This window comes from Pseudomonas sp. S3_C06 (assembly GCF_054667675.1).
This window is the reverse complement of record NZ_CP162747.1, coordinates 6,126,445-6,147,367: the sequence shown is the minus strand read 5'-3', so window position 1 is coordinate 6,147,367 and position 20,923 is coordinate 6,126,445. Positions and strand designations below refer to the sequence as shown.

General features: G+C 60.5%; 16 protein-coding genes. 2 read left to right on the top strand and 14 right to left on the bottom strand.

Annotated elements, in window-relative coordinates:
• Window positions 1–4: 4 nt before the first annotated feature.
• The 14 genes from purF to leuC all read right to left on the bottom strand — a co-directional run bounded on the left by purF (window position 5) and on the right by leuC (window position 16,469).
• Window positions 5–1,510 carry an amidophosphoribosyltransferase gene (gene purF, locus AB4N44_RS27225; RefSeq protein WP_007913462.1) on the bottom strand — a complete coding sequence of 502 codons (1,506 nt, stop codon included), beginning with the start codon at window positions 1,508–1,510 and terminating at the stop codon, window positions 5–7.
• 41 nt (window positions 1,511–1,551) lie between these two features.
• On the bottom strand, window positions 1,552–2,112 hold the full coding sequence (locus AB4N44_RS27220; protein ID WP_007913461.1) for a CvpA family protein: 561 nt from the start codon (window positions 2,110–2,112) through the stop codon (window positions 1,552–1,554).
• Between the two features lie 98 nt (window positions 2,113–2,210).
• On the bottom strand, window positions 2,211–2,861 hold the full coding sequence (locus AB4N44_RS27215; protein WP_127926583.1) for an SPOR domain-containing protein: 651 nt from the start codon (window positions 2,859–2,861) through the stop codon (window positions 2,211–2,213).
• Entirely contained in the window at window positions 2,845–4,152 is a 1,308-nt protein-coding gene (folC, locus tag AB4N44_RS27210) for a bifunctional tetrahydrofolate synthase/dihydrofolate synthase (protein WP_460111309.1), read from the bottom strand. The genes AB4N44_RS27215 and folC overlap by 17 nt, the downstream gene beginning before the upstream one ends.
• On the bottom strand, window positions 4,149–5,069 hold the full coding sequence (gene accD / locus AB4N44_RS27205; RefSeq protein WP_016984535.1) for an acetyl-CoA carboxylase, carboxyltransferase subunit beta: 921 nt from the start codon (window positions 5,067–5,069) through the stop codon (window positions 4,149–4,151). Before accD ends, folC begins: the two co-directional genes overlap by 4 nt.
• Before the next feature lie 204 nt (window positions 5,070–5,273).
• Window positions 5,274–5,900: a phosphoribosylanthranilate isomerase gene (locus tag AB4N44_RS27200; RefSeq protein WP_160039050.1), complete on the bottom strand. Its 627-nt coding sequence runs from the start codon at window positions 5,898–5,900 to the stop codon at window positions 5,274–5,276.
• A gap of 65 nt (window positions 5,901–5,965) precedes the next feature.
• Window positions 5,966–6,790 carry a tRNA pseudouridine(38-40) synthase TruA gene (gene truA / locus AB4N44_RS27195; RefSeq protein WP_460111673.1) on the bottom strand — a complete coding sequence of 275 codons (825 nt, stop codon included), beginning with the start codon at window positions 6,788–6,790 and terminating at the stop codon, window positions 5,966–5,968.
• A gap of 269 nt (window positions 6,791–7,059) precedes the next feature.
• Complete coding sequence (locus AB4N44_RS27190) at window positions 7,060–9,705, bottom strand: FimV/HubP family polar landmark protein (protein WP_460111312.1); 2,646 nt, start codon at window positions 9,703–9,705, stop codon at window positions 7,060–7,062.
• Window positions 9,706–9,913: 208 nt separating this feature from the next.
• On the bottom strand, window positions 9,914–10,924 hold the full coding sequence (locus AB4N44_RS27185; RefSeq protein ID WP_460111314.1) for an aspartate-semialdehyde dehydrogenase: 1,011 nt from the start codon (window positions 10,922–10,924) through the stop codon (window positions 9,914–9,916).
• Between the two features lie 251 nt (window positions 10,925–11,175).
• Window positions 11,176–12,288, bottom strand: a complete 1,113-nt coding sequence (gene asd / locus AB4N44_RS27180) for an aspartate-semialdehyde dehydrogenase (RefSeq protein ID WP_007913448.1) — start codon at window positions 12,286–12,288, stop codon at window positions 11,176–11,178.
• A 66-nt stretch (window positions 12,289–12,354) separates the two neighbouring features.
• A complete protein-coding gene (leuB, locus tag AB4N44_RS27175; protein WP_003226430.1) occupies window positions 12,355–13,437 on the bottom strand; it encodes a 3-isopropylmalate dehydrogenase in 1,083 nt (360 codons plus the stop codon).
• A gap of 54 nt (window positions 13,438–13,491) precedes the next feature.
• The gene (locus AB4N44_RS27170) at window positions 13,492–14,259 is read right to left on the bottom strand and encodes a class I SAM-dependent methyltransferase (RefSeq protein ID WP_460111315.1); all 768 of its coding nucleotides are present in this window, start codon (window positions 14,257–14,259) and stop codon (window positions 13,492–13,494) included.
• Between the two features lie 135 nt (window positions 14,260–14,394).
• Window positions 14,395–15,039: a 3-isopropylmalate dehydratase small subunit gene (gene leuD / locus AB4N44_RS27165; protein WP_007913445.1), complete on the bottom strand. Its 645-nt coding sequence runs from the start codon at window positions 15,037–15,039 to the stop codon at window positions 14,395–14,397.
• A gap of 11 nt (window positions 15,040–15,050) precedes the next feature.
• Window positions 15,051–16,469: a 3-isopropylmalate dehydratase large subunit gene (leuC, locus tag AB4N44_RS27160; RefSeq protein ID WP_016984527.1), complete on the bottom strand. Its 1,419-nt coding sequence runs from the start codon at window positions 16,467–16,469 to the stop codon at window positions 15,051–15,053.
• A gap of 140 nt (window positions 16,470–16,609) precedes the next feature.
• Here leuC and AB4N44_RS27155 point away from each other — a divergent pair, with 140 nt between their 5' ends.
• Entirely contained in the window at window positions 16,610–17,494 is an 885-nt protein-coding gene (locus tag AB4N44_RS27155) for a LysR family transcriptional regulator (RefSeq protein ID WP_460111318.1), read from the top strand.
• Between the two features lie 74 nt (window positions 17,495–17,568).
• Window positions 17,569–20,847 (top strand): sensor domain-containing protein, encoded by a 3,279-nt coding sequence (locus tag AB4N44_RS27150; RefSeq protein WP_460111319.1) that lies wholly within the window; start codon window positions 17,569–17,571, stop codon window positions 20,845–20,847.
• The last annotated feature ends 76 nt before the right edge of the window (window positions 20,848–20,923 follow it).

Genomic DNA, 20,923 nt, shown 5'->3' with positions numbered 1-20,923 from the left:
CAACTCAGTTGTTGTACAGATCGATGATCGCACTGACCGCTTGGGTCTTGATCTTCGAGGAGTCGTTACGCGCCTGTTCGATCTTGTTCAGGTACGCCTCGTCGACGTCGCCGGTGACGTACTTGCCGTCGAACACAGCGCAATCGAAGTTCTCGATCTTGATCTTGCCGCCACCGACCGCTTCGATCAAGTCAGGCAGGTCCTGATAGATCAGCCAGTCAGCGCCGATCAGATCCGCCACGTCCTGAGTCGAACGGTTGTGCGCGATCAGTTCGTGGGCGCTTGGCATGTCGATGCCATACACGTTCGGGAAGCGCACCGCTGGGGCTGCCGAGCAGAAGTAGACGTTTTTCGCGCCGGCTTCGCGGGCCATCTGGATGATCTGCTTGCACGTGGTGCCGCGCACGATCGAGTCATCGACCAGCATCACGTTCTTGCCGCGGAATTCCAGCTCGATGGCGTTGAGCTTCTGACGCACCGACTTCTTGCGCGCCGCCTGGCCCGGCATGATGAAGGTACGGCCGATGTAACGGTTCTTGACGAAACCTTCGCGGAATTTCACGCCCAGGTGGTTGGCCAGCTCCAGTGCCGCGGTACGGCTGGTGTCCGGAATCGGGATCACCACGTCGATGTCGTGCTCTGGACGCTCGCGCAGGATCTTCTCGGCGAGCTTCTCACCCATGCGCAGACGGGCCTTGTAGACCGACACGCCGTCGATGATCGAATCCGGACGCGCCAGGTAGACGTGTTCGAAGATGCACGGGGTCAGGGACGGATTGGTCGCGCACTGACGGGTGTGCAGCTTGCCGTCTTCAGTGATGTAGACCGCTTCGCCCGGTGCCAGGTCGCGAATCAGGGTAAAACCGAGCACGTCCAGCGAAACGCTTTCGGACGCGATCATGTATTCGACGCCTTCGTCGGTATGACGCTGGCCGAACACGATCGGGCGGATGCCGTGCGGGTCACGGAAACCGACGATGCCGTAACCGGTCACCATGGCCACAACGGCGTAACCGCCAACGCAACGGTTGTGCACGTCGGTCACGGCGGCAAACACATCTTCTTCGGTCGGCTGCAGCTTGCCGCGCTGGGCCAGCTCGTGAGCGAACACGTTCAGCAGCACTTCCGAGTCGGAACTGGTGTTGACGTGACGCAGGTCGGATTCGTAGATCTCTTTGGCCAACTGCTCAACGTTGGTCAGGTTACCGTTGTGCGCCAGGGTGATGCCGTAAGGCGAGTTGACGTAAAACGGCTGGGCTTCGGCCGAAGTCGAGCTGCCCGCGGTCGGGTAACGGACGTGGCCGATACCCATGTGGCCGACCAGACGCTGCATGTGACGCTGTTGAAACACGTCACGCACCAGGCCATTGTCCTTGCGCAGGAACAACCGGCCATCATGGCTGGTCACGATACCGGCAGCGTCCTGGCCGCGGTGCTGGAGCACGGTTAGCGCGTCATACAGCGCCTGATTGACGTTCGACTTACCGACGATACCGACGATGCCACACATGCGACGCAACCCCTACTTAATGGATCTGAACTGAACAACACTCACTGAGGCGTTTTCGCCGACGGCAAGAGTTGCTCCTTGAACGGAATATCAGCGGGTACGCTGATTCCGCTGGCAAGCCACTGACTGCTCCACCCGAGAATCAGGTTTTTGGACCAATCAGCGACCAATAGAAATTTTGGTACGAGCTGTGATTCTTTCCACCACCCGTCCTGCTGTACCGGCCCCAGGCTCAACAGCCCGACCGCCACGACCACCAGCAACACGCCACGCGCTGCGCCGAAGGCCATGCCGAGGAATCGATCGGTCCCGGACAACCCGGTGACGCGAACCAACTCGCCGATAAGATAATTGATCATTGCGCCCACGATCAGTGTGGCGACAAACATGATGGCACAGCCCGCGATCACGCGAGCCGATGGGGTTTCTATGTATCCGGCGAGGTACTCGGACAATGAGCCACCGAACATCCAGGCGACGACTCCTGCGATGATCCAGGTCACCAGCGATAATGCTTCCTTGACGAAGCCGCGGCTCAAACTGATCAAAGCGGAGATGGCGATGATTGCAACGATCGCCCAGTCAACCCAGGTAAATGGCACAGTGCAGCCTACAGACGGATAAGGCGGCGCATTTTAGCAGAGCGCATGCCTCTCGGTAAGCTGCGATTGTCAGTGCATTTCAATCGAGGCGATAGTTTTTAACCGCGCTCAGGCTGGAAGCGCACAACAAAACCCTTGAGGTTCTGCTGACGACCCAACAGATCACGCAGACGATCGGCTTCGGCACGCTCGATCAGCGGACCGACAAAAACCCGATTTTTGCCATCGGCCGAACGGATATAGGCGTTATAGCCTTGGCTGCGCAGGGTTTTCTGCAGACTCTCGGCACTGGCGCGACTCGACAGACTGGCCAGTTGCACCGACCAGCTCACCGACAGACCGTTGGCATCGACGCGGCTTTGCGTGGTGTCGGGCTTACTCGATGCAGAGGTAATCGGCTGGGCTGGCGCAGGAATCGGCTTGGCCACCGCGGGCGGCGCAACAGGCTTGGTGATCATGATGGGAGCCGTTGGTGCCGGTGCGACGGGCGCAGCAGGCGCCGTGTCTTCGGCGACCTCTTCATCCGTTGGCACTGGCTCTTGCGGCAAGGCTTGCGGCTCGGGAACAGCCACGGTTTCCATTTGCACTTGCGGCACGACAGGCGCTTGCGGAGCGGCAGGCGCCTCGACCGTCACCTGACGCTGCTCATCCTGACGGGAAAACAGCATTGGCAGGAAGATCACCGCCAGCGCAACCAGCACCAAAGCGCCAACCATGCGCTGCTTGTACGCTTTATCCAGCAAAGCCATTTGCCGCTTCCTCCGTGGAGCGCCGGGACAGCCATTCGAGGGCCTCGGCGACACAATAAAATGATCCGAACAACAGAATCTCGTCGTCGCTGGTAGCTACTGCGCACTGCCCTTCCAGTGCGGCCGCGACACTGTCATAAGACGTGACAGCGGCACCAAGGTTCTGCAATGCCGCGTGCAACTCAGCCACAGGGCGCGCGCGCGGTGAATCAAGCGGCGCCACAGCCCAGTGCTGGACACTAGCATTCAATTCGCTGACAACACCATCCAGATCCTTGTCCGACAGCAAACCAAATACCGCCAGACGCTTGCCGACCGGTGGGCGCGAGGCCAGACGACGGGCCAGATACTCGGCGGCATGCGGGTTATGCCCGACATCCAGCAACAGGTTCAGACGCTTGCCGTTCCACTCGAACGAGCGGCGATCCAGTCGACCGACCACACGAGTCGCCTGCAACGCCGCCACAATCTGCTGCGCATTCCACGGCAAACCGAGCAGCAAGTACGCCTGCAACGCCAACGCGGCGTTTTCCATCGGCAGATCGAGCAGCGGCAAGTCACGCAACTCAACAGCCTGACCGCGCGCATCGGTGCCACGCCATTGCCAGTGCTCATCAGTAATGCCGAGGTCGAAATCACGCCCACGCAGGAAGAACGGGCAGGCCAGTTCACGCGCCTTGTCGAGCAACGGTTGCGGAGGATTCAGATCGCCGCACAAGGCAGGTTTGCCCTGACGGAAAATTCCGGCTTTCTCGAAAGCCACGGATTCGCGGGTGTCGCCCAGATAATCGGCGTGATCGACGCCAATGCTAGTGACCAGCGCGATGTCGGCATCGACCACATTGACCGTGTCCAAACGCCCGCCCAGCCCGACTTCCAGCACCACCGCATCGAGCCCGGCCTGCTGAAACAGCCAGAACGCCGCAAGGGTGCCCATTTCGAAGTAAGTCAGGGAAGTGTCGCCGCGCCCGGCCTCGACTGCTGCAAAGGCTTCGCACAGCTGCGCGTCAGTGGCTTCGAGGCCATTGAGCTGCACCCGCTCGTTGTAACGCAGCAGGTGCGGAGAATTGTAGACACCAACGCTCAGGCCCTGCGCCCGCAGCAATGAAGCCACGAAAGCGCAGGTCGAACCCTTGCCGTTGGTGCCGGTGACCGTGATCACCCGAGGCGCCGGCTGGCCCAGCCCCATGCGGGACGCTACCTGTTGCGAACGCTCCAGGCCCATGTCGATGGCCGACGGATGCAACTGCTCAAGGTAGGCGAGCCATTCGCCAAGGGTGCGCTCGGTCATAGGCCAGCAGGTACCGGTGGAACCACAATCGGCTCGATTGGCGCGGCGACGAATTTCGGCGTCGGCTTGCCAGTCATTTGTGCCAGCAGGTTACCCAGACGCGGGCGCAGTTCCTGACGGTGGATGATCATGTCGATTGCACCGTGTTCCAGCAGGAATTCGCTGCGCTGGAAGCCTTCCGGCAGCTTTTCACGCACGGTTTGCTCGATAACACGCGGACCGGCGAAGCCGATCAGGGCTTTCGGCTCACCGACGATGACGTCGCCGAGCATCGCCAGACTCGCGGAAACACCGCCGTAGACCGGATCGGTCAGTACGGAGATGAATGGAATGCCTTCTTCACGCAGGCGTGCCAGCACTGCCGAGGTCTTGGCCATCTGCATCAACGAGATCAGCGCTTCCTGCATGCGCGCACCGCCGGAAGCGGCGAAGCAGATCATCGGGCAGCGGTTTTCCAGGGCGTAGTTGGCGGCGCGCACGAAGCGCTCACCGACGATGGCGCCCATGGAACCGCCCATGAAGCTGAATTCGAACGCCGAAACCACCACCGGCATGCCCAGCAAGGTGCCGCTGACGGAGATCAGCGCGTCTTTTTCGCCGGTCTGCTTCTGTGCAGCGGTCAGGCGATCCTTGTACTTCTTGCCGTCGCGGAATTTCAGACGGTCAACCGGCTCCAGATCGGCGCCCAGTTCGTTGCGACCTTCAGCATCGAGGAAGATGTCGATGCGTGCACGTGCGCCGATGCGCATGTGGTGGTTGCATTTAGGGCAAACGTCCAGGGTCTTTTCCAGCTCCGGACGATACAGCACCGCCTCGCAAGACGGGCATTTGTGCCACAGACCTTCAGGGACCGAGCTCTTCTTGACCTCGGAACGCATGATCGAAGGGATCAGTTTGTCTACTAACCAGTTGCTCATGCTTTCTTTCTCCAGTACCGGCGGCCCGAACGCTCTGGTTCGCAGCCCCGCGTATGCCCTTCAGCTAAATTCATGTGTGTGGCGATGGTTGATGGACAGCCACGGTCAGCGCGAAACATGACCTGCGTGCGATCCAGAAACCCTCAGCCGCGCCTGCTTTGTGCAAGTGCATTGATGGACGGCGGCAGACTGCCAGCCGTCACATCAATATGGCGCTTTGCGTACAGCGTCGATGAACGCCCGAACCTTTGCGTGATCCTTGATACCCTTGCTTGCCTCTACTCCACCACTGACGTCTACCGCATAGGGTTTTACCCGAGCCACGGCATCTGCGACGTTCTCCGGCGTCAAACCACCCGCGAGAATCAACGGTTTGCTCAAAACCTGCGGAATCAATGACCAGTCGAACGCCTCACCGGTTCCGCCGGGCACACCTTCGACATAAGTGTCGAGCAGCACGCCGCTGGCACTCGGGTAGGCATCAACCGCTGCCGCAATGTCATCGCCGGCCTTGACCCGCAACGCCTTGATGTACGGACGATGCCAGCCTTCACAATCTTCAGCGACTTCATCGCCATGGAACTGCAACAGATCCAGCGGCACGGCATCGAGGATTTCCCCCAACTCGCAGCGACTGGCGTTGACGAACAGGCCCACGGTGGTTACGAACGGCGGCAATGCCTGAATAATCGCCCGCGCCTGCTGCACGGTGACAGCACGTGGACTCTTTGCGTAGAACACAAACCCGACCGCATCCGCCCCGGCCTCAACGGCGGCCAGCGCATCTTCTATGCGGGTAATCCCGCAGATCTTGCTGCGAACGGCTGACATTTCGAGAAAAACTCCGAGGCAAAATCCGGGAAAGTCCCGGATGGTAACAAAAGCGTTCGAGGGCGTCAGCCGTCAAGTTCGGAGAAACCCGTAAGGAAATGTGGCCCGATAAAACGCTCGGGCAACGGGAATTCATCGTGGTACTCGACCTGCACCAGATACAAGCCGTACGGATGCGCCGTGACACCGCCGGAACGGCGCTCGCGGCTTTCAAGCACTTCCTTCATCCACTCCACCGGGCGCTCGCCGGCACCGATGGTCATCAGCACGCCAGCGATATTGCGCACCATGTGATGCAGGAACGCATTGGCGCGGATGTCGAGCACGACCATCTTGCCGTGCCGGGTCACGCGCAGGTGATGCATCTTCTTGATCGGCGACTTGGCCTGGCATTGGCCGGCACGAAAAGCACTAAAATCGTGGGTGCCAATCAGGTATTGCGCGGCCTCGGCCATGCGCTCGACGTCCAGCGGGCGGTGGTTCCAGGTGATTTCTTCGTTGAGATGCGCCGGGCGGATCTGATCGTTGTAAATAACGTAGCGGTAACGCCGCGCGATGGCTTTGAACCGCGCATGGAAATGCGCTGGCATCACCCGCGCCCAACTGACGCTGATGTCATGCGGCAGATTGATATTGGCGCCCATGACCCAGGCCTTCAGCGAACGATCAACCGTCGTATCGAAATGCACCACTTGTCCGCAGGCATGCACGCCGGCGTCGGTGCGCCCGGCACACTGCAGCGAAACCGGCGAATTGGCGACTTTCGACAGGGCTTTTTCGAGTTCTTCCTGGACCGTCGCCACACCCGTCAATTGACGCTGCCAGCCGCTGTAGCGCGAGCCTTTGTACTCAACGCCCAGCGCGACGCGGTAAAAGCCATCGGGGGCCATTTCGGCGACCGGGTTATCTATGTTTGCCAAGGTGGGGCAGCCTGCTGTTTGTGCAAAGGCGGGCATTATAAGGCTGTGGTTCAGGGATGCCAGAACTCTCTATTGGCAGTTCTGGCCCTGTCGCGAGCAGGCTCACTCCTACAGGGGAACGCATTCCAAAGGTGGGAGCGAGCCTGCTCGCGATAGCAATCCTTCAGACACCACTGAATCCGGCCCAAACAAAAACGGCAGCCTCAATGGGCTGCCGCTTTCGTTTACCGCTGGACTTACTACAAGCTCGAAAGCATGTCCTTGGCCTCGCCACGCTGTTTCTCGTCACCCTCGGTCAACACTTCGTTGAGGATGTCGCGCGCACCGTCGCTGTCGCCCATGTCGATATAGGCCTGAGCCAGATCGAGTTTGGTCGCCGCTTCATCGGTGCCGGCGAGGAAGTCGAAATCGTCTTCGCCAAGATCATCCCCCTTCATGGCATCGGCTTCGGTGAAGGTCGGCTCGGCCATGCTTTGCGACAGGCGATCCAGCTCGGCGTTGACATCATCCAGTTCGGTAGCGAACGCATCAGGTTCGGCCGCAGGATTGCTGTCCATTTCGTCGGCCAGCGACAGATCGAAATCGGCCGGCAGCTCCAGATCATCCTGTGGCACGTCAGCCACCACCGGTGCCTCGACCGGCGGCAGATCCTTCACGCCTTCGTCCAGATCCAGCAGGAAGTCATCGTCCGCCAGGTCAACTGCCGGAGCCGCCGGCTCGGCACCGAGGTCCAGATCAAGGTCGAAGTCCGACAGGTCATCCAGATTCTCTTTGATATCGGTCTGCTGTTGCAGCACCGATTCGAAGCTCAGGTCATCGTCGGACGGGAATTCGTCCAGCTCGACCGGCGCTTCCGGCTCAACCACGGGCGCAGGCTCTACCGGGGTGATGTTATCGAGATCGTCCAGGCTCAGATCAAACGCGCTGTCCAGGTCATCTTCAGCTGGCGCTGGCGCAGGTGCTTCTGGCTCGTCCAGCAGCAGATCCTTGACGTATTGCGCGTCCAGTTCGGCGGCCACCGCAGCAGCGGCCAGACCCGAAGCCGCGACCACGGCCATGGCCGGGAAGCGGCTTTTCAGCTCTTCGACCTTGGCGAAGTTGTCGCCATTGGCCACCAACTGACGCTCTTGACCGACGAACGCATCGCGATCGCCCTGCTGACCGTAGACTTCCATCAGCTTCAGACGCAGATCACTGCGCTGCGGCTCCAGGCTGACGCCCTCTTCCAGCAACGCGGCAGCCTGATTCAGGCGACCGGCGTTGATGTGCGATTGCGCCTTGTCGAGCACGTCATCGGAACGTTCGGCGGCCGGTGCCACCAGCGGCGCGGCGATCGGCTCAGCCATCACGATCGGCGCCACTACCGGAGCCACGACTGGAGCAGGAGCAGGCGCCGGGGTGTTGAGCTTGACGCTCGCCGCCGGGGTTTCCAGACCTTCGAAGCTGCTTTCCGGCAGATCCTGCTCGGCGGAGAACTCTTGCTCTTCTGACAGGGCGCGGGCCATGCGCAGATGTTTCTCGGCTTCCTGCTGAGCTTTGCGACGACGTGCCAGCAGCAACAGCAGGAGCAGCAGAACCACCGCACCGCCACCGATAAGCCCCAGCAGAATCGGGTTGGTCAGCAGCTCATTGAAGGTTTTCTCTTCATCGACAGGCTGCTTCGGCGCGACCACTGGCTCGACGACTGGTGTTTCAGCCGGCGGCGCAATGGCAGACTCTGGCGTCGGCGCCGCTTCTGCCGGAGTGGCTGGCGGCGTGGCGGCCAGTTCAGCCGTGATTGCAGGCACCGTCGGTGCAGCTGCGTTGGCGCCTGGCGCAGCGCCCGCCCCTTCAGCCTGCAGTTTCGCCAGTTGATTGTTTTTCAGCTCGATCAGTTTTTGCAGCTTGTCCATCTGGCTTTGCAGATCGGACATGCGGCTTTTCAGTTCCTCGTTATCACGACGGGTCGTGTCGAGGCTTTCCTGAGTGACCGCAAGCTTGTTACTCAGCGCCTTGGCGTCACCCGCCGGGCCTTTACCGCGCGCCTTGGCGCTTTCAGCGGAGACCAGACTCAGATTGTCCTGGGCGTTCTGTGCTGCACCGGTATTGCCACGACCACGGTTGGTCGCATCGAGTTGCTGCTGACCGGTGCCCGGCTTCGCCACATAACGACGGCCCGAGCGCCAGGCCTCGTTCTGCGCCGCGACTTCGGCAATGGCCTTGGACTGTGGCAACGCCGTGCTCTGCACCGCATCCGGCAGGCGCAATACCTGGCCAGTTTTCAAACGGTTGATGTTGCCGCCGATGAACGCATCAGGGTTCAACGCTTGAATCGCCAGCATGGTCTGCTGCACCGAACCACCGTTGCGCGCCTTCGCGGCGATTTCCCAGAGGGTATCGCGCGGCGTGGTGGTGTATTGCGTCGGGTGCGTGGCGCCAGTGGTCGGTGCGGTGATGGTCTGCGACGGCGCCGGTTGTGCGGCGGCGTCAGCGGTCTCTGGCGAGAACTTCGATGGATCCAGCAGCACACTGTAATCGCGCAGCAAACGGCCGTTCGGCCACATCACCTGCACGAGGAATTTGACCATCGGCTCCGACAGCGGCTTGCTCGACGTTACGCGCAGCACGCTTTTGCCACTGGCGTTGAGTACCGGAGTGAAGGTCAGGTCATTGAGGAAGGCCTGACGATCGACGCCGGCCTTGGTGAAATCTTCAGGGGAAGCCAGGCTCGGCACCACTTCGGCAGCGGTGAGATCCTTGACGTCGAGTAACTCGATCTCGGCCACCAGCGGCTGGTTCAGGGTCGACTTCAGGGTCAGCTCCCCGAGCCCGAGGGCATGCGCCATACCGGAGGACAGCGCCGAGGCGGCCGCTATTGCTAACACCAGTTTGCGAACTTGAACCATAGCCTCATCCTTTGTTTGAACGTTCCTCGGCCAGCGAGAAGATGTTGAATACCGCTGCCGTAAGGCATTGCGCGCGACGACGACAGATGTCGCGCGCGATCATTTCTTTGATGCCCCGGAATGTCCCGGAGGGTGACACGTTATCAAGCAATCTGGGCAAGCATAGCGCTCACCTAGAATCAGTCGACAAATTGTTGCCAAGTATCTTTTACAGCAGGTCTTTTATCAACAACTCAGCCACCTGCACAGCGTTAAGGGCCGCGCCTTTGCGTACGTTATCTGACGTCAGCCACAGATTTAGTTCCGCCGGGTCGTCGACACCGCTGCGCACGCGACCGACATAGACAACGTCCTGCCCCACCGCGTCACCGACCGCTGTCGGATAATCGCCGGCCTCGACCAACTCGATACCCGGCGCATCTTCGAGTGCAGCGTTGACTTTTGCCAGGTCGACAGCCGACGTTGACTGCAAGGTCACGCTAAAGCTATCGCCAAAAAACACCGGGGCTTGAACGCAAGTTGCGGAAATCTTTAATAAAGGCTTGGCCAGCACCTGACGCAACTCGCGCACCAGGCGTTTTTCCAGCAGCGTGTGGCCCTGCGCGTCAGGCGTGCCGACCTGGGCCAGCAGGTTGAAGGCCATCTGCCGGTCGAAGAAAGTCGGCTCCAATGGGCGCATGTTCAACAGCTCGGCGGTCTGCCGCGCCAGCTCGGTCACGGCTTCACGACCCTGCGCGGAAACAGCCAGATTGGCGGTGACGTTGACATATTGCAGGTCAATGAGATCGAGCAGCGGCACCAATACCACGGCCAGCGAAGTAGCCGACGGACTTGGGCTGCTGACCTGGAACGGTGCTTTCAAAGCGGCGAGCACTTTGGCATTGGCTTCCGGCACCACTTGCGGCGCCTGATCGGCCGGCAAGGCGCCGGACAGGTCGATCAGCGAGCAACCGGCGGCATGAGCGCGCGCAGCGTAGCTCAAAGTGATCGCCGGGCCAGCAGCGAAGAACACCAGTTTGACCTTGCTGAAATCGAACTCGTCGACTTCGCGAACGCGCACGTTCTTGTTGCGGAACAGCACCGAGCTGCCGGCAGATTCGCTGCTGGCCAGCAGATGCAGGTTGCCGACCGGGAAGTCGCGTTCTTCGAGAATCTGTACGAGGGTTTCGCCGACAGTACCGGTGGCGCCGATCACGGCAATATCTAGGGTCTGGGTCATGGTGCGAGCCTCTGGCGAAACGGGGGGAGCGGCACTTTACCGGGTGACTGGCGCACAGGCAATTTCTGTCCGGGATTTGGGGCGGCTGCACCGGCCTCTTCGCGAGCAGGCTCGCTCCCACATTTGAAATGCATTCCCCCTGTGGGAGCGAGCCTGCTCGCGAAGGGGCCAGACCAGGCAACCGAGAAATCCAAAGCATAAAAAAACCCGCACCTCTCACAAGGCACGGGTTCTTTCATTGCTTCAAACGATCAACGCTCAAGCAAAATCCGCAGCATGCGACGCAGCGGTTCGGCCGCGCCCCACAGCAGTTGGTCGCCGACGGTGAAGGCACCGACGAATTGCGAACCCATGTTCAGCTTGCGCAGACGACCCACCGGAACATTCAGGGTGCCGGTGACCTTGGTCGGGCTCAGCTCCTGCATGCTGATTTCGCGCTGGTTCGGCACCAGTTTGACCCAAGGGTTGTGCTGGCTGATCAGCCCTTCGATGTCGGCGATCGGCACGTCTTTGTTCAGCTTGATGGTCAGCGCCTGGCTGTGGCAACGCATGGCGCCGATGCGCACGCAGATGCCGTCGACCGGGATCGGGCTCTTGAAGCGACCGAGGATCTTGTTGGTCTCGGCCTGAGCTTTCCACTCTTCGCGGCTCTGGCCGTTCGGCAGTTCCTTGTCGATCCACGGGATCAGGCTGCCGGCCAAAGGTACGCCGAAGTTTTCGGTCGGGTACGCTTCGCTGCGCATGGCGTCGGCCACGCGACGGTCGATGTCGAGGATCGCGCTGGCCGGATCGGCCAGTTGATCGGCGACCGCGGCGTGGGTCGCGCCCATTTGCTTGATCAGTTCACGCATGTTCTGCGCGCCGGCACCGGAGGCCGCCTGATAGGTCATGGCGCTCATCCACTCGACCAGACCGGCCTCGAACAGACCACCCAGGCCCATCAGCATCAAGCTGACGGTGCAGTTGCCGCCGATGTAGTTCTTGGTGCCCGCGTCGAGTTGCTGGTCGATGACCTTGCGGTTGACCGGATCAAGAATGATCACCGCGTCATCGTTCATGCGCAGGCTCGAGGCCGCGTCGATCCAGTAACCCTGCCAGCCGGCTTCGCGCAGCTTCGGGAACACTTCGCTGGTGTAGTCGCCGCCCTGGCAGGTCAGAATCACGTCGAGGGTCTTCAGCTCGTCAATGCTGTAAGCATCCTTGAGCGGAGCAATGTCCTTGCCCACGGACGGGCCTTGGCCACCGACGTTGGACGTGGTGAAAAACACCGGCTCGATTAGATCGAAATCCTGCTCTTCCAGCATCCGCTGCATGAGCACGGAACCGACCATCCCGCGCCAACCGATCAGACCTACACGTTTCATCGCAACTACACCTTCTTGAAAAGTGGGCCGCTGCTTTGTATTGAATTTCGCAGCGGGCCCGAGAGATTACAGATTCCGCAGCGCGGCGACTACTGCGTCGCCCATTTCCTGCGTACCGACTTTGGTGCAACCGGCCGAATAGATGTCGCCAGTGCGCAGGCCTTGATCCAGCACCACGCTCACGGCTTTCTCGATGGCATCGGCCGCGTCATGCAGATTGAAGCTGTAACGCAACATCATCGACACCGACAGAATGGTCGCCAACGGGTTGGCAATGCCTTTACCGGCGATGTCCGGAGCGGAACCGTGGCAAGGCTCGTACATGCCCTTGTTGTTGGAGTCCAGCGAGGCCGACGGCAGCATGCCGATGGAACCGGTAAGCATCGACGCTTCGTCGGACAGGATGTCGCCGAACATATTGTCGGTGACGATCACGTCGAACTGCTTCGGTGCGCGCACCAGTTGCATGGCGGCGTTGTCGACGTACATGTGGCTCAGTTCGACTTCCGGGTAATCCTTGGCCACTTGCTCGACCACTTCACGCCACAGTTGGCTGGAGGCCAGCACGTTGGCCTTGTCCACCGAGCAGAGCTTCTTGCCGCGAACCATGGCCATGTCGAAACCGACACGGGCGATGCGGCGGATTTCGCTTTCGCTGTACGGCAGCGTGTCGTAGGACTGACGCTCGCCGTTTTCCAGAGTACGGGTGCCGCGTGGCGCGCCGAAGTAGATGCCACCGGTCAGCTCACGAACGATGAGGATGTCCAGACCGGCAACGATTTCCGGCTTCAGGCTCGAAGCATCGGCCAGTTGCGGGTACAGGATCGCCGGACGCAGGTTGCCGAACAGACCCAGTTGCGCACGGATTTTCAGCAGGCCGCGCTCAGGGCGGATGTCACGTTCTATGGTGTCCCATTTCGGGCCGCCAACGGCGCCCAACAGCACAGCGTCGGCAGCACGAGCGCGGTCCAGGGTTTCGTCGGCCAGCGGCACGCCGTGCTTGTCGATGGCGGCGCCACCGATCACGTCATGGCTCAGCTCGAAGCCCAGGCTGTACTTGTCGTTGGCCAGCTCCAGCACCTTGACCGCTTCGGCCATGATTTCCGGACCAATACCGTCACCTGGGAGAATCAGAATCTGCTTGCTCATGCTTTCCTCGTGTCTTCAGTCGGTGCGCCTTTACCGGCACGCCCGGAAAAATTCTTATCGCTCGGCCATCAGCACGATGACATCTGTACTGAACGAACCATCGGCATCAATCTCAAAATATTCGCGCACTTCGTTGCCCATCGACTGCTGCAACTGGCGGATCGCTGCGCGCATCACTTCAGGCGTACGCATGCGCTCAACCCAGCTGGTGTACTCCAGACGCAGGCGCTGACGCGTGGTACTGCGCACGTGCAAACCGGCCTCGCTGACCTGCCGCAGCCATTCAGCGGCGGAATAATCGCGCACATGGCTGGTGTCGCGCAGCACTTCGACGCTTTGCAGGTAAGTGTCGAACAACGGACTGCCCGGTGACAACACATCAACGAACGCCGCCACACCGCCCGGCTTCAGCACCCGACGCACCTCGCGCAGGGCCACGCCGAGATCGCTCCAGTGATGCGCCGAATAACGGCTGAACACGAAGTCGAACTCGCCATCGGCAAACGGCAGACGCTCGGCGGCGCCGTTGACCGTGGCAATGTTGGTGAAACCGCGATCAACGGCCGCGGCGGCGACCACATCAAGCATCTGCTGCGACAGGTCGTAGGCGACCACTTCCCTGACCAGCGGCGCGATGTGAAAACTGACGTGACCGGCGCCGCAACCCAAGTCCAGCACCCGGGCCTCGCCCTGCCCGGCCAGCTCAGCCTGTAGCAGTGCGAATTCGGTGCCTTGAGCGTGAACGGCGCTGCTCAGGTAGGCAGCGGCCTGTTCACCGAATTGCTTTTGTACGACCTGGGTGTGCTGGGCGGTGCTGGTCATTGGGGACTTCCTTTTTAGGGTGAGTCTTGTGGTGCTTTTGAGGGCCTCATCGCGAGCAGGCTCACTCCTACAGGGGAACGCATTTCAAATGTAGGAGTGAGCCTGCTCGCGATGGCGCCATTCGCCATACGCAAATTATGCGTCGCGAAACAACCACGGCTGGCTCACACGGTGCTTGGCCTCAAACGTCGCAATCGCATCACCGTCCTGCAAGGTCAGACCAATATCGTCCAGACCATTCAACAGGCAGTGCTTACGGAACGCATCAATCTCAAAGCTGTACACCTTGCCATCCGGACGGGTGACGGTCTGCGCCTGCAGATCGACCTGCAATTGATAACCCGGCTCAGCCTCAACCTGCTTAAACAATTCATCGACTTCAGCGTCGCTCAAGATGATCGGCAACAAGCCGTTCTTGAAGCTGTTGTTGAAGAAGATATCGGCGTAGCTCGGCGCGATGATGCTGCGGAAACCGTATTCTTCCAGGGCCCACGGCGCGTGTTCACGGCTGGAGCCGCAACCGAAGTTCTCGCGGGCCAGCAACACGCTGGCGCCTTGGTAACGCTCGGCGTTGAGGACGAAGTCCTTGTTCAGCGGACGTTTGGAGTTGTCCTGATACGGCTGGCCGACATCGAGGTAACGCCACTCGTCGAACAGGTTCGGGCCGAAACCGGTGCGCTTGATCGACTTCAAAAACTGTTTCGGAATGATTTGGTCAGTGTCGACGTTGGCACGATCCAAAGGCGCGACAAGACCAGTGTGCTGGGTAAAAGCTTTCATGCTGCGCTCCTTTAAATCAATTCACGAACGTCGATGAAACGACCGTTCACCGCTGCCGCAGCCGCCATGGCCGGGCTGACGAGGTGGGTACGGCCACCGGCGCCCTGACGGCCTTCGAAGTTACGGTTGGAGGTCGAGGCGCAATGCTCGCCGGACTCCAAACGGTCCGGGTTCATCGCCAGGCACATCGAGCAACCCGGCTCACGCCATTCGAAACCGGCTTCGAGGAAAATCTTGTCGAGACCTTCGGCTTCTGCCTGAGCCTTGACCAGACCCGAGCCCGGCACCACGATCGCTTGCTTGATGGTCGAAGCGACTTTGCGGCCCTTGGCGATCACCGCCGCAGCGCGCAAGTCTTCAATCCGCGAGTTGGTGCAGGAACCGATGAATACACGATCCAGCTGAATGTCGGTGATCGCCTGATTGGCGGTCAAACCCATGTATTTCAAGGCGCGGACGATCGAGTCGCGTTTGACCAGATCCATCTCTTTGGCCGGATCCGGCACGTTCTGATCAACGGCCAAAACCATCTCAGGCGAAGTGCCCCAGCTGACTTGCGGCTTGATCTGCGCGGCGTCGAGTTCAACCACGGTGTCGAATTTGGCATCGGCGTCGGAGACCAGGTCTTTCCAGGCTTCGACGGCCATGTCCCATTCGGCGCCTTTCGGTGCAAACGGACGACCCTTCACGTAGTCGACCGTCTTCTGATCCGCAGCCACCAGACCGACGCGGGCGCCGGCTTCGATAGACATGTTGCAGATGGTCATGCGGCCTTCAACGGACAAATCGCGGATCGCGCTGCCAGCGAATTCGATGGCATGGCCGTTACCGCCGGCGGTGCCGATCTTGCCGATCACTGCGAGGACGATGTCCTTGGCGGTCACGCCGAAAGGCAATTGCCCTTCAACGCGCACCAGCATGTTCTTCATTTTCTTCGCAACGAGGCACTGGGTGGCGAGCACGTGCTCGACCTCGGAAGTGCCGATACCGTGCGCCAGAGCGCCGAATGCGCCGTGGGTCGAGGTGTGCGAGTCGCCGCAGACCACGGTCATGCCCGGCAAGGTTGCACCCTGCTCCGGGCTGATGACGTGGACGATGCCTTGGCGGACGTCGTTCATCTTGAACTCGACGATGCCGTATTCATCACAGTTGTCATCAAGGGTCTGAACCTGCAAGCGCGAGACCTGATCGGCAATGGCTTCGATGCCACCCTTGCGCTCCGGGGTCGTCGGTACGTTGTGGTCCGGGGTTGCGATATTGGCATCGATGCGCCAAGGCTTGCGCCCGGCCAGACGCAGGCCTTCGAAGGCTTGCGGCGAGGTCACTTCGTGAATGATGTGACGATCGATATAGATCAGCGCCGAGCCATCGTCGCGCTGCTTGACCAAATGCGAATCCCAGAGCTTGTCGTAGAGCGTTTTGCCGGCCATCAGACGGTTCCTCATCAGCTTGTTTCTATGCCCTGGGCTTATCAATAACCCTTTGGCTTGTGAGGCCGATCCTATGGGGTTAGATTAAATAACTCAAATTCATATTTTTTATGCTTTGGATAACCAACTGGAATACGAACATGGATCTGGCCAACCTCAACGCTTTTATCGCAATTGCCGAAACCGGCAGCTTCTCCGGCGCCGGCGAACGCCTGCACCTGACGCAGCCGGCGATCAGCAAACGCATCGCCGGGCTGGAGCAGCAATTGAAGGTGCGCCTGTTTGATCGGCTGGGCCGTGAAGTCGGCCTGACCGAGGCCGGCCGCGCCCTGTTGCCCCGGGCTTATCAGATTCTCAACGTGCTGGATGACACCCGCCGCGCGCTGACTAACCTGACCGGCGAAGTCAGCGGTCGCCTGACCCTCGCCACCAGTCACCACATCGGTTTGCACCGTTTGCCGCCTCTATTGAGGGAATTCACCCGCCGTTACCCACAGGTGGCGCTGGATATTCAGTTCCTCGATTCGGAAGTGGCCTACGAGGAAATTCTCCATGGCCGCGCCGAACTGGCGGTCATCACCCTCGCGCCGGAGCCGCACGCACTGGTCAAAGCCACGCCGGTGTGGGACGACCCGCTGGACTTTGTGGTCGCCCCGGAGCATTCGCTGATCAATAACGGCGCCGTCAGCCTGGCGGACATTGCCGGTCATCCGGCGGTTTTCCCCGGTGGCAACACCTTTACCCACCATATTGTCCAACGGTTATTCGAGGCTCAGGGCCTGACGCCGAACATCGCCATGAGCACCAACTACCTGGAAACCATCAAGATGATGGTCTCGATTGGCCTGGCCTGGAGCGTTTTGCCGCGCACCATGCTCGATGAGCAGGTGGCGAGCATCGCTTTACCGGGCATACAGCTCACTCGCCAGCTAGGCTATATCCTGCACACCGAACGGACGCTATCGAATGCGGCAAAAGCCTTTATGGCACTGCTCGACGCACAAATCGATCTGCCAGAGACTTGAGGCCAACTTGTGCTACTCCTATAGAGCCGCTGCTCCTGTGCCTAACGCCACCATCAGCTCAAGGCCTGTCCACAATGCCGAAATCTGTTGACCGAATTCCGCCGATGCCGCGTATTCAGGCGATTGACCCGCGTCATTCCGAGCAGAGCTGGGAAAGCGCGCCGCAATTGCTGGCGGCGCTCAACGGCGCGCGGCTCGGCGCCTGGTATTGGGACATCGAGCGCGGGCAGATCAGCTGGTCGCGCGGTACGCAGGCATTGTTCGGCTTCGATCCTCGGCAACCGTTGCCCGAAGATCTGGAATACCTCGACCTGTTGCCGCCGGAAGACCGGGCGAAAACCGTTCGCGCCTTCCACGCGGTAATTGCCGGTGCACCGCTGGAACAAGCGATGCACCACCGCATCCGCTGGCCTGACGGCAGCCTGCACTGGCTGGAAATCAGCGGCAGCCTGCTGCCGGATAAACACGGCCGCCCCCGAATGATCGGGGTGATTCGTGAAATCACCCACCAGCGTCAACGCGAACAGGCGCTGAGCAGCTCGGAGAAACGTTTCGCGACACTTTTTCACCTGTGCCCGAACATGGTCCTGCTGACCCGCCAGGAAGACGGCCTGATCAGCGAGGCCAATCAGTATTTCGAAAGCCTGTTCGGCTGGCCGGTACAAAGCGCTATTGGCCGCACCACGCTGGAACTGGGCCTGTGGGTGCACCCCGAGCAGCGCGCCGAACTGGTCAAGAAGACCAACACCAAGGGCGAACTGATCAGCATGGAGGTGCAGTTTCGCGCCAGCAACGGGCAAGTTCACGATGGCATTCTCAGTGCGCAGAAAGTCGAACTTGAAGGCCAGCCGTATCTGCTCAGCACCTTCCTCGACACCACCGAACGCAAAGCCGCCGAACACGCTTTGAAGGACAGCCAGGAACGCCTCGACCTGGCGCTGGACTCCGCGCAACTCGGCACCTGGGACTGGCACATTCCCAGCGGCATGCTCTACGGCTCGGCCCGCGCCGCGCAATTGCACGGCCTGGAGCCGAAACCGTTCCATGAGTCGTTCGAAGAGTTTTTCGAAGGCGTGCCCGGCGAAGAGCGCGACAGCATGCGCGACGCCTACCGCAGCCTGCGCGAAGGCCCGGCAGGCAATTACCAACTGACCTATCGCGTGCAACTGCCGGACGGCAGCTCGCGCTATCTGGAAAGTCGCGCGCGCCTCTATCGTGACGACAACGGCGCGCCGCTGCGCATGGCCGGCACGCTGCTCGACATCACCGATCAGGTCGAGCGCGAGCAGCGGCTGGTGGCCTCGGAAGAGAAATTCGCCACGCTGTTCCAGGTCAGCCCCGACCCGATCTGCGTCACCCGCCAGGACAGTGGCGAGTTCATCGAAATCAATAACAGCTTTACCCAGACCTTCGGCTGGAGCGCCACCGACGTCATTGGCCACACCGCCGAAGAAATCGGCCTGTGGGACGCCTCGGCGAAAAGCCTGCAGCGCATCGAGCGGGTGATCCGCGAACAGGGTTTGAGCAACGTCGCGATCATCGTGCAACACAAGGACGGCCAGTCGCTGACCTGTGTGATTTCCAGCCGGCAGATCAGCGTCGGCGATCAGCCGTGCATCGTTACGACCCTGCGCGACATTACCCAGCAGCAGCGCTCGGAAGCGGCGCTGAAAGCCAGCGAAGAGAAATTCGCCAAAGCGTTCCACTCCAGCCCCGACGCGATCACCATCACCGAGCGCGACACCGGGCGTTATCTGGAGGTCAACGACGGTTTCTGCCGGCTCACCGGCTATCGCGCCGAAGAAGTGGTGGGCAAAACGGTGTATCAGGTGGGTATCTGGGCCGAAGAAAAGCAGCGCTCGGCATTACTCGCCGAGCTGCAGATCAAGGGCCGTGTGCACCATCAGGAAATGCTCGGCCGCAACAAGCGCGGCGAGTTGCTGACGGTGGAGGTTTCGATCGAACCAATCACCCTCAATGAAACCGCGTGCCTGTTGCTGACCGCGCGCGACGTCAGCCTGCTGAAAAATGCCGAAGCGCAGATTCGTCATCTGGCTTATCACGACCCGCTGACCAACCTGCCCAACCGCGCCTTGCTGATGGATCGCCTGAGCCAGCAGATCGCCCTGCTCAAGCGCCACAACCTGCGCGGTGCCTTGCTGTTTCTCGACCTCGATCACTTCAAGCACATCAACGATTCGCTCGGCCACCCGGTCGGCGACACGGTGCTGAAGATCATCACCGCGCGGCTCGAAGCCAGCGTGCGCATGGAAGACACGGTCGCGCGGCTCGGTGGCGACGAGTTCGTGGTATTGCTCAGCGGCCTCGAAGGTTCGCGTAACGACGTCAGCACACAAGTGCGCAATCTGGCCGACACTCTGCGCGAATTGTTGTCGGAACCGATGTTCCTCGACGGCCAACGCTTGCAGGTGACGCCGAGCATTGGCGTGGCGCTGATCCCCGATCACGGCTCGACGCCGACCGACTTGCTCAAACGCGCCGACATTGCCCTGTACCGGGCCAAGGACTCCGGACGCAACACCACGCAGATGTACCACAACACCATGCAGAAAGCGGCCAGCGAACGGCTGCGCATGGAGACCGACTTGCGCCTGGCGCTGTCGCGCGGGGAATTCAATGTGCATTTTCAGCCGCAGGTCGATGCCCGCGACGACCGCATCATCGGCGCCGAAGCCCTGGTGCGCTGGAATCACCCGGAACTGGGCGCGCAGTCGCCTACCGAGTTCATCAAGGTACTGGAAGACAGCGGCCTGATTCTCGAGGTCGGCACGTGGATCCTCGACGAGGCCTGCAATGCCTTCAAACAACTGATCGCACTGAAACTGGTCGACCCGCTCAAGTTCAGCCTGTGCGTGAACATCAGCCCGCGACAGTTCCGCCAGAACGATTTTGTCGAGCGCATCGAGCACAGCATGACCAGCCACGGTCTGCCCTGCTCGCTGCTGAAACTGGAAATCACCGAAGGCATCGTCATCCAGAACCTGGAAGACACCATCAGCAAAATGCGCCGGCTGAAAAAGCTCGGTGTGAGTTTCGCCATGGATGACTTCGGCACCGGCTATTCGTCGCTGACTTACCTCAAGCGGCTACCGGTGGACACGCTGAAAATCGATCAGTCGTTTATTCGTGATGCAACCACTGACCCCAACGACGCCGAGATCATTCGCGCGATTGTCGCCATGGCGCGCAGTCTGGAGCTGGAGGTGATTGCCGAAGGTGTGGAGACCCGCGAACAACTGGCGTTCCTGCAGGGTTTGGGCTGCCATTTGTATCAGGGTTATCTGCACAGTCGACCGGTTGCGCTGGAGGATCTGAAAAAGCTCCTGCCATAACCGGTGCACGTTGCAACAGACGCGCAATTGCCACGATTTGCGGCAACCTGTAGGGTCGCGTTTTTTGCGCCGTTTC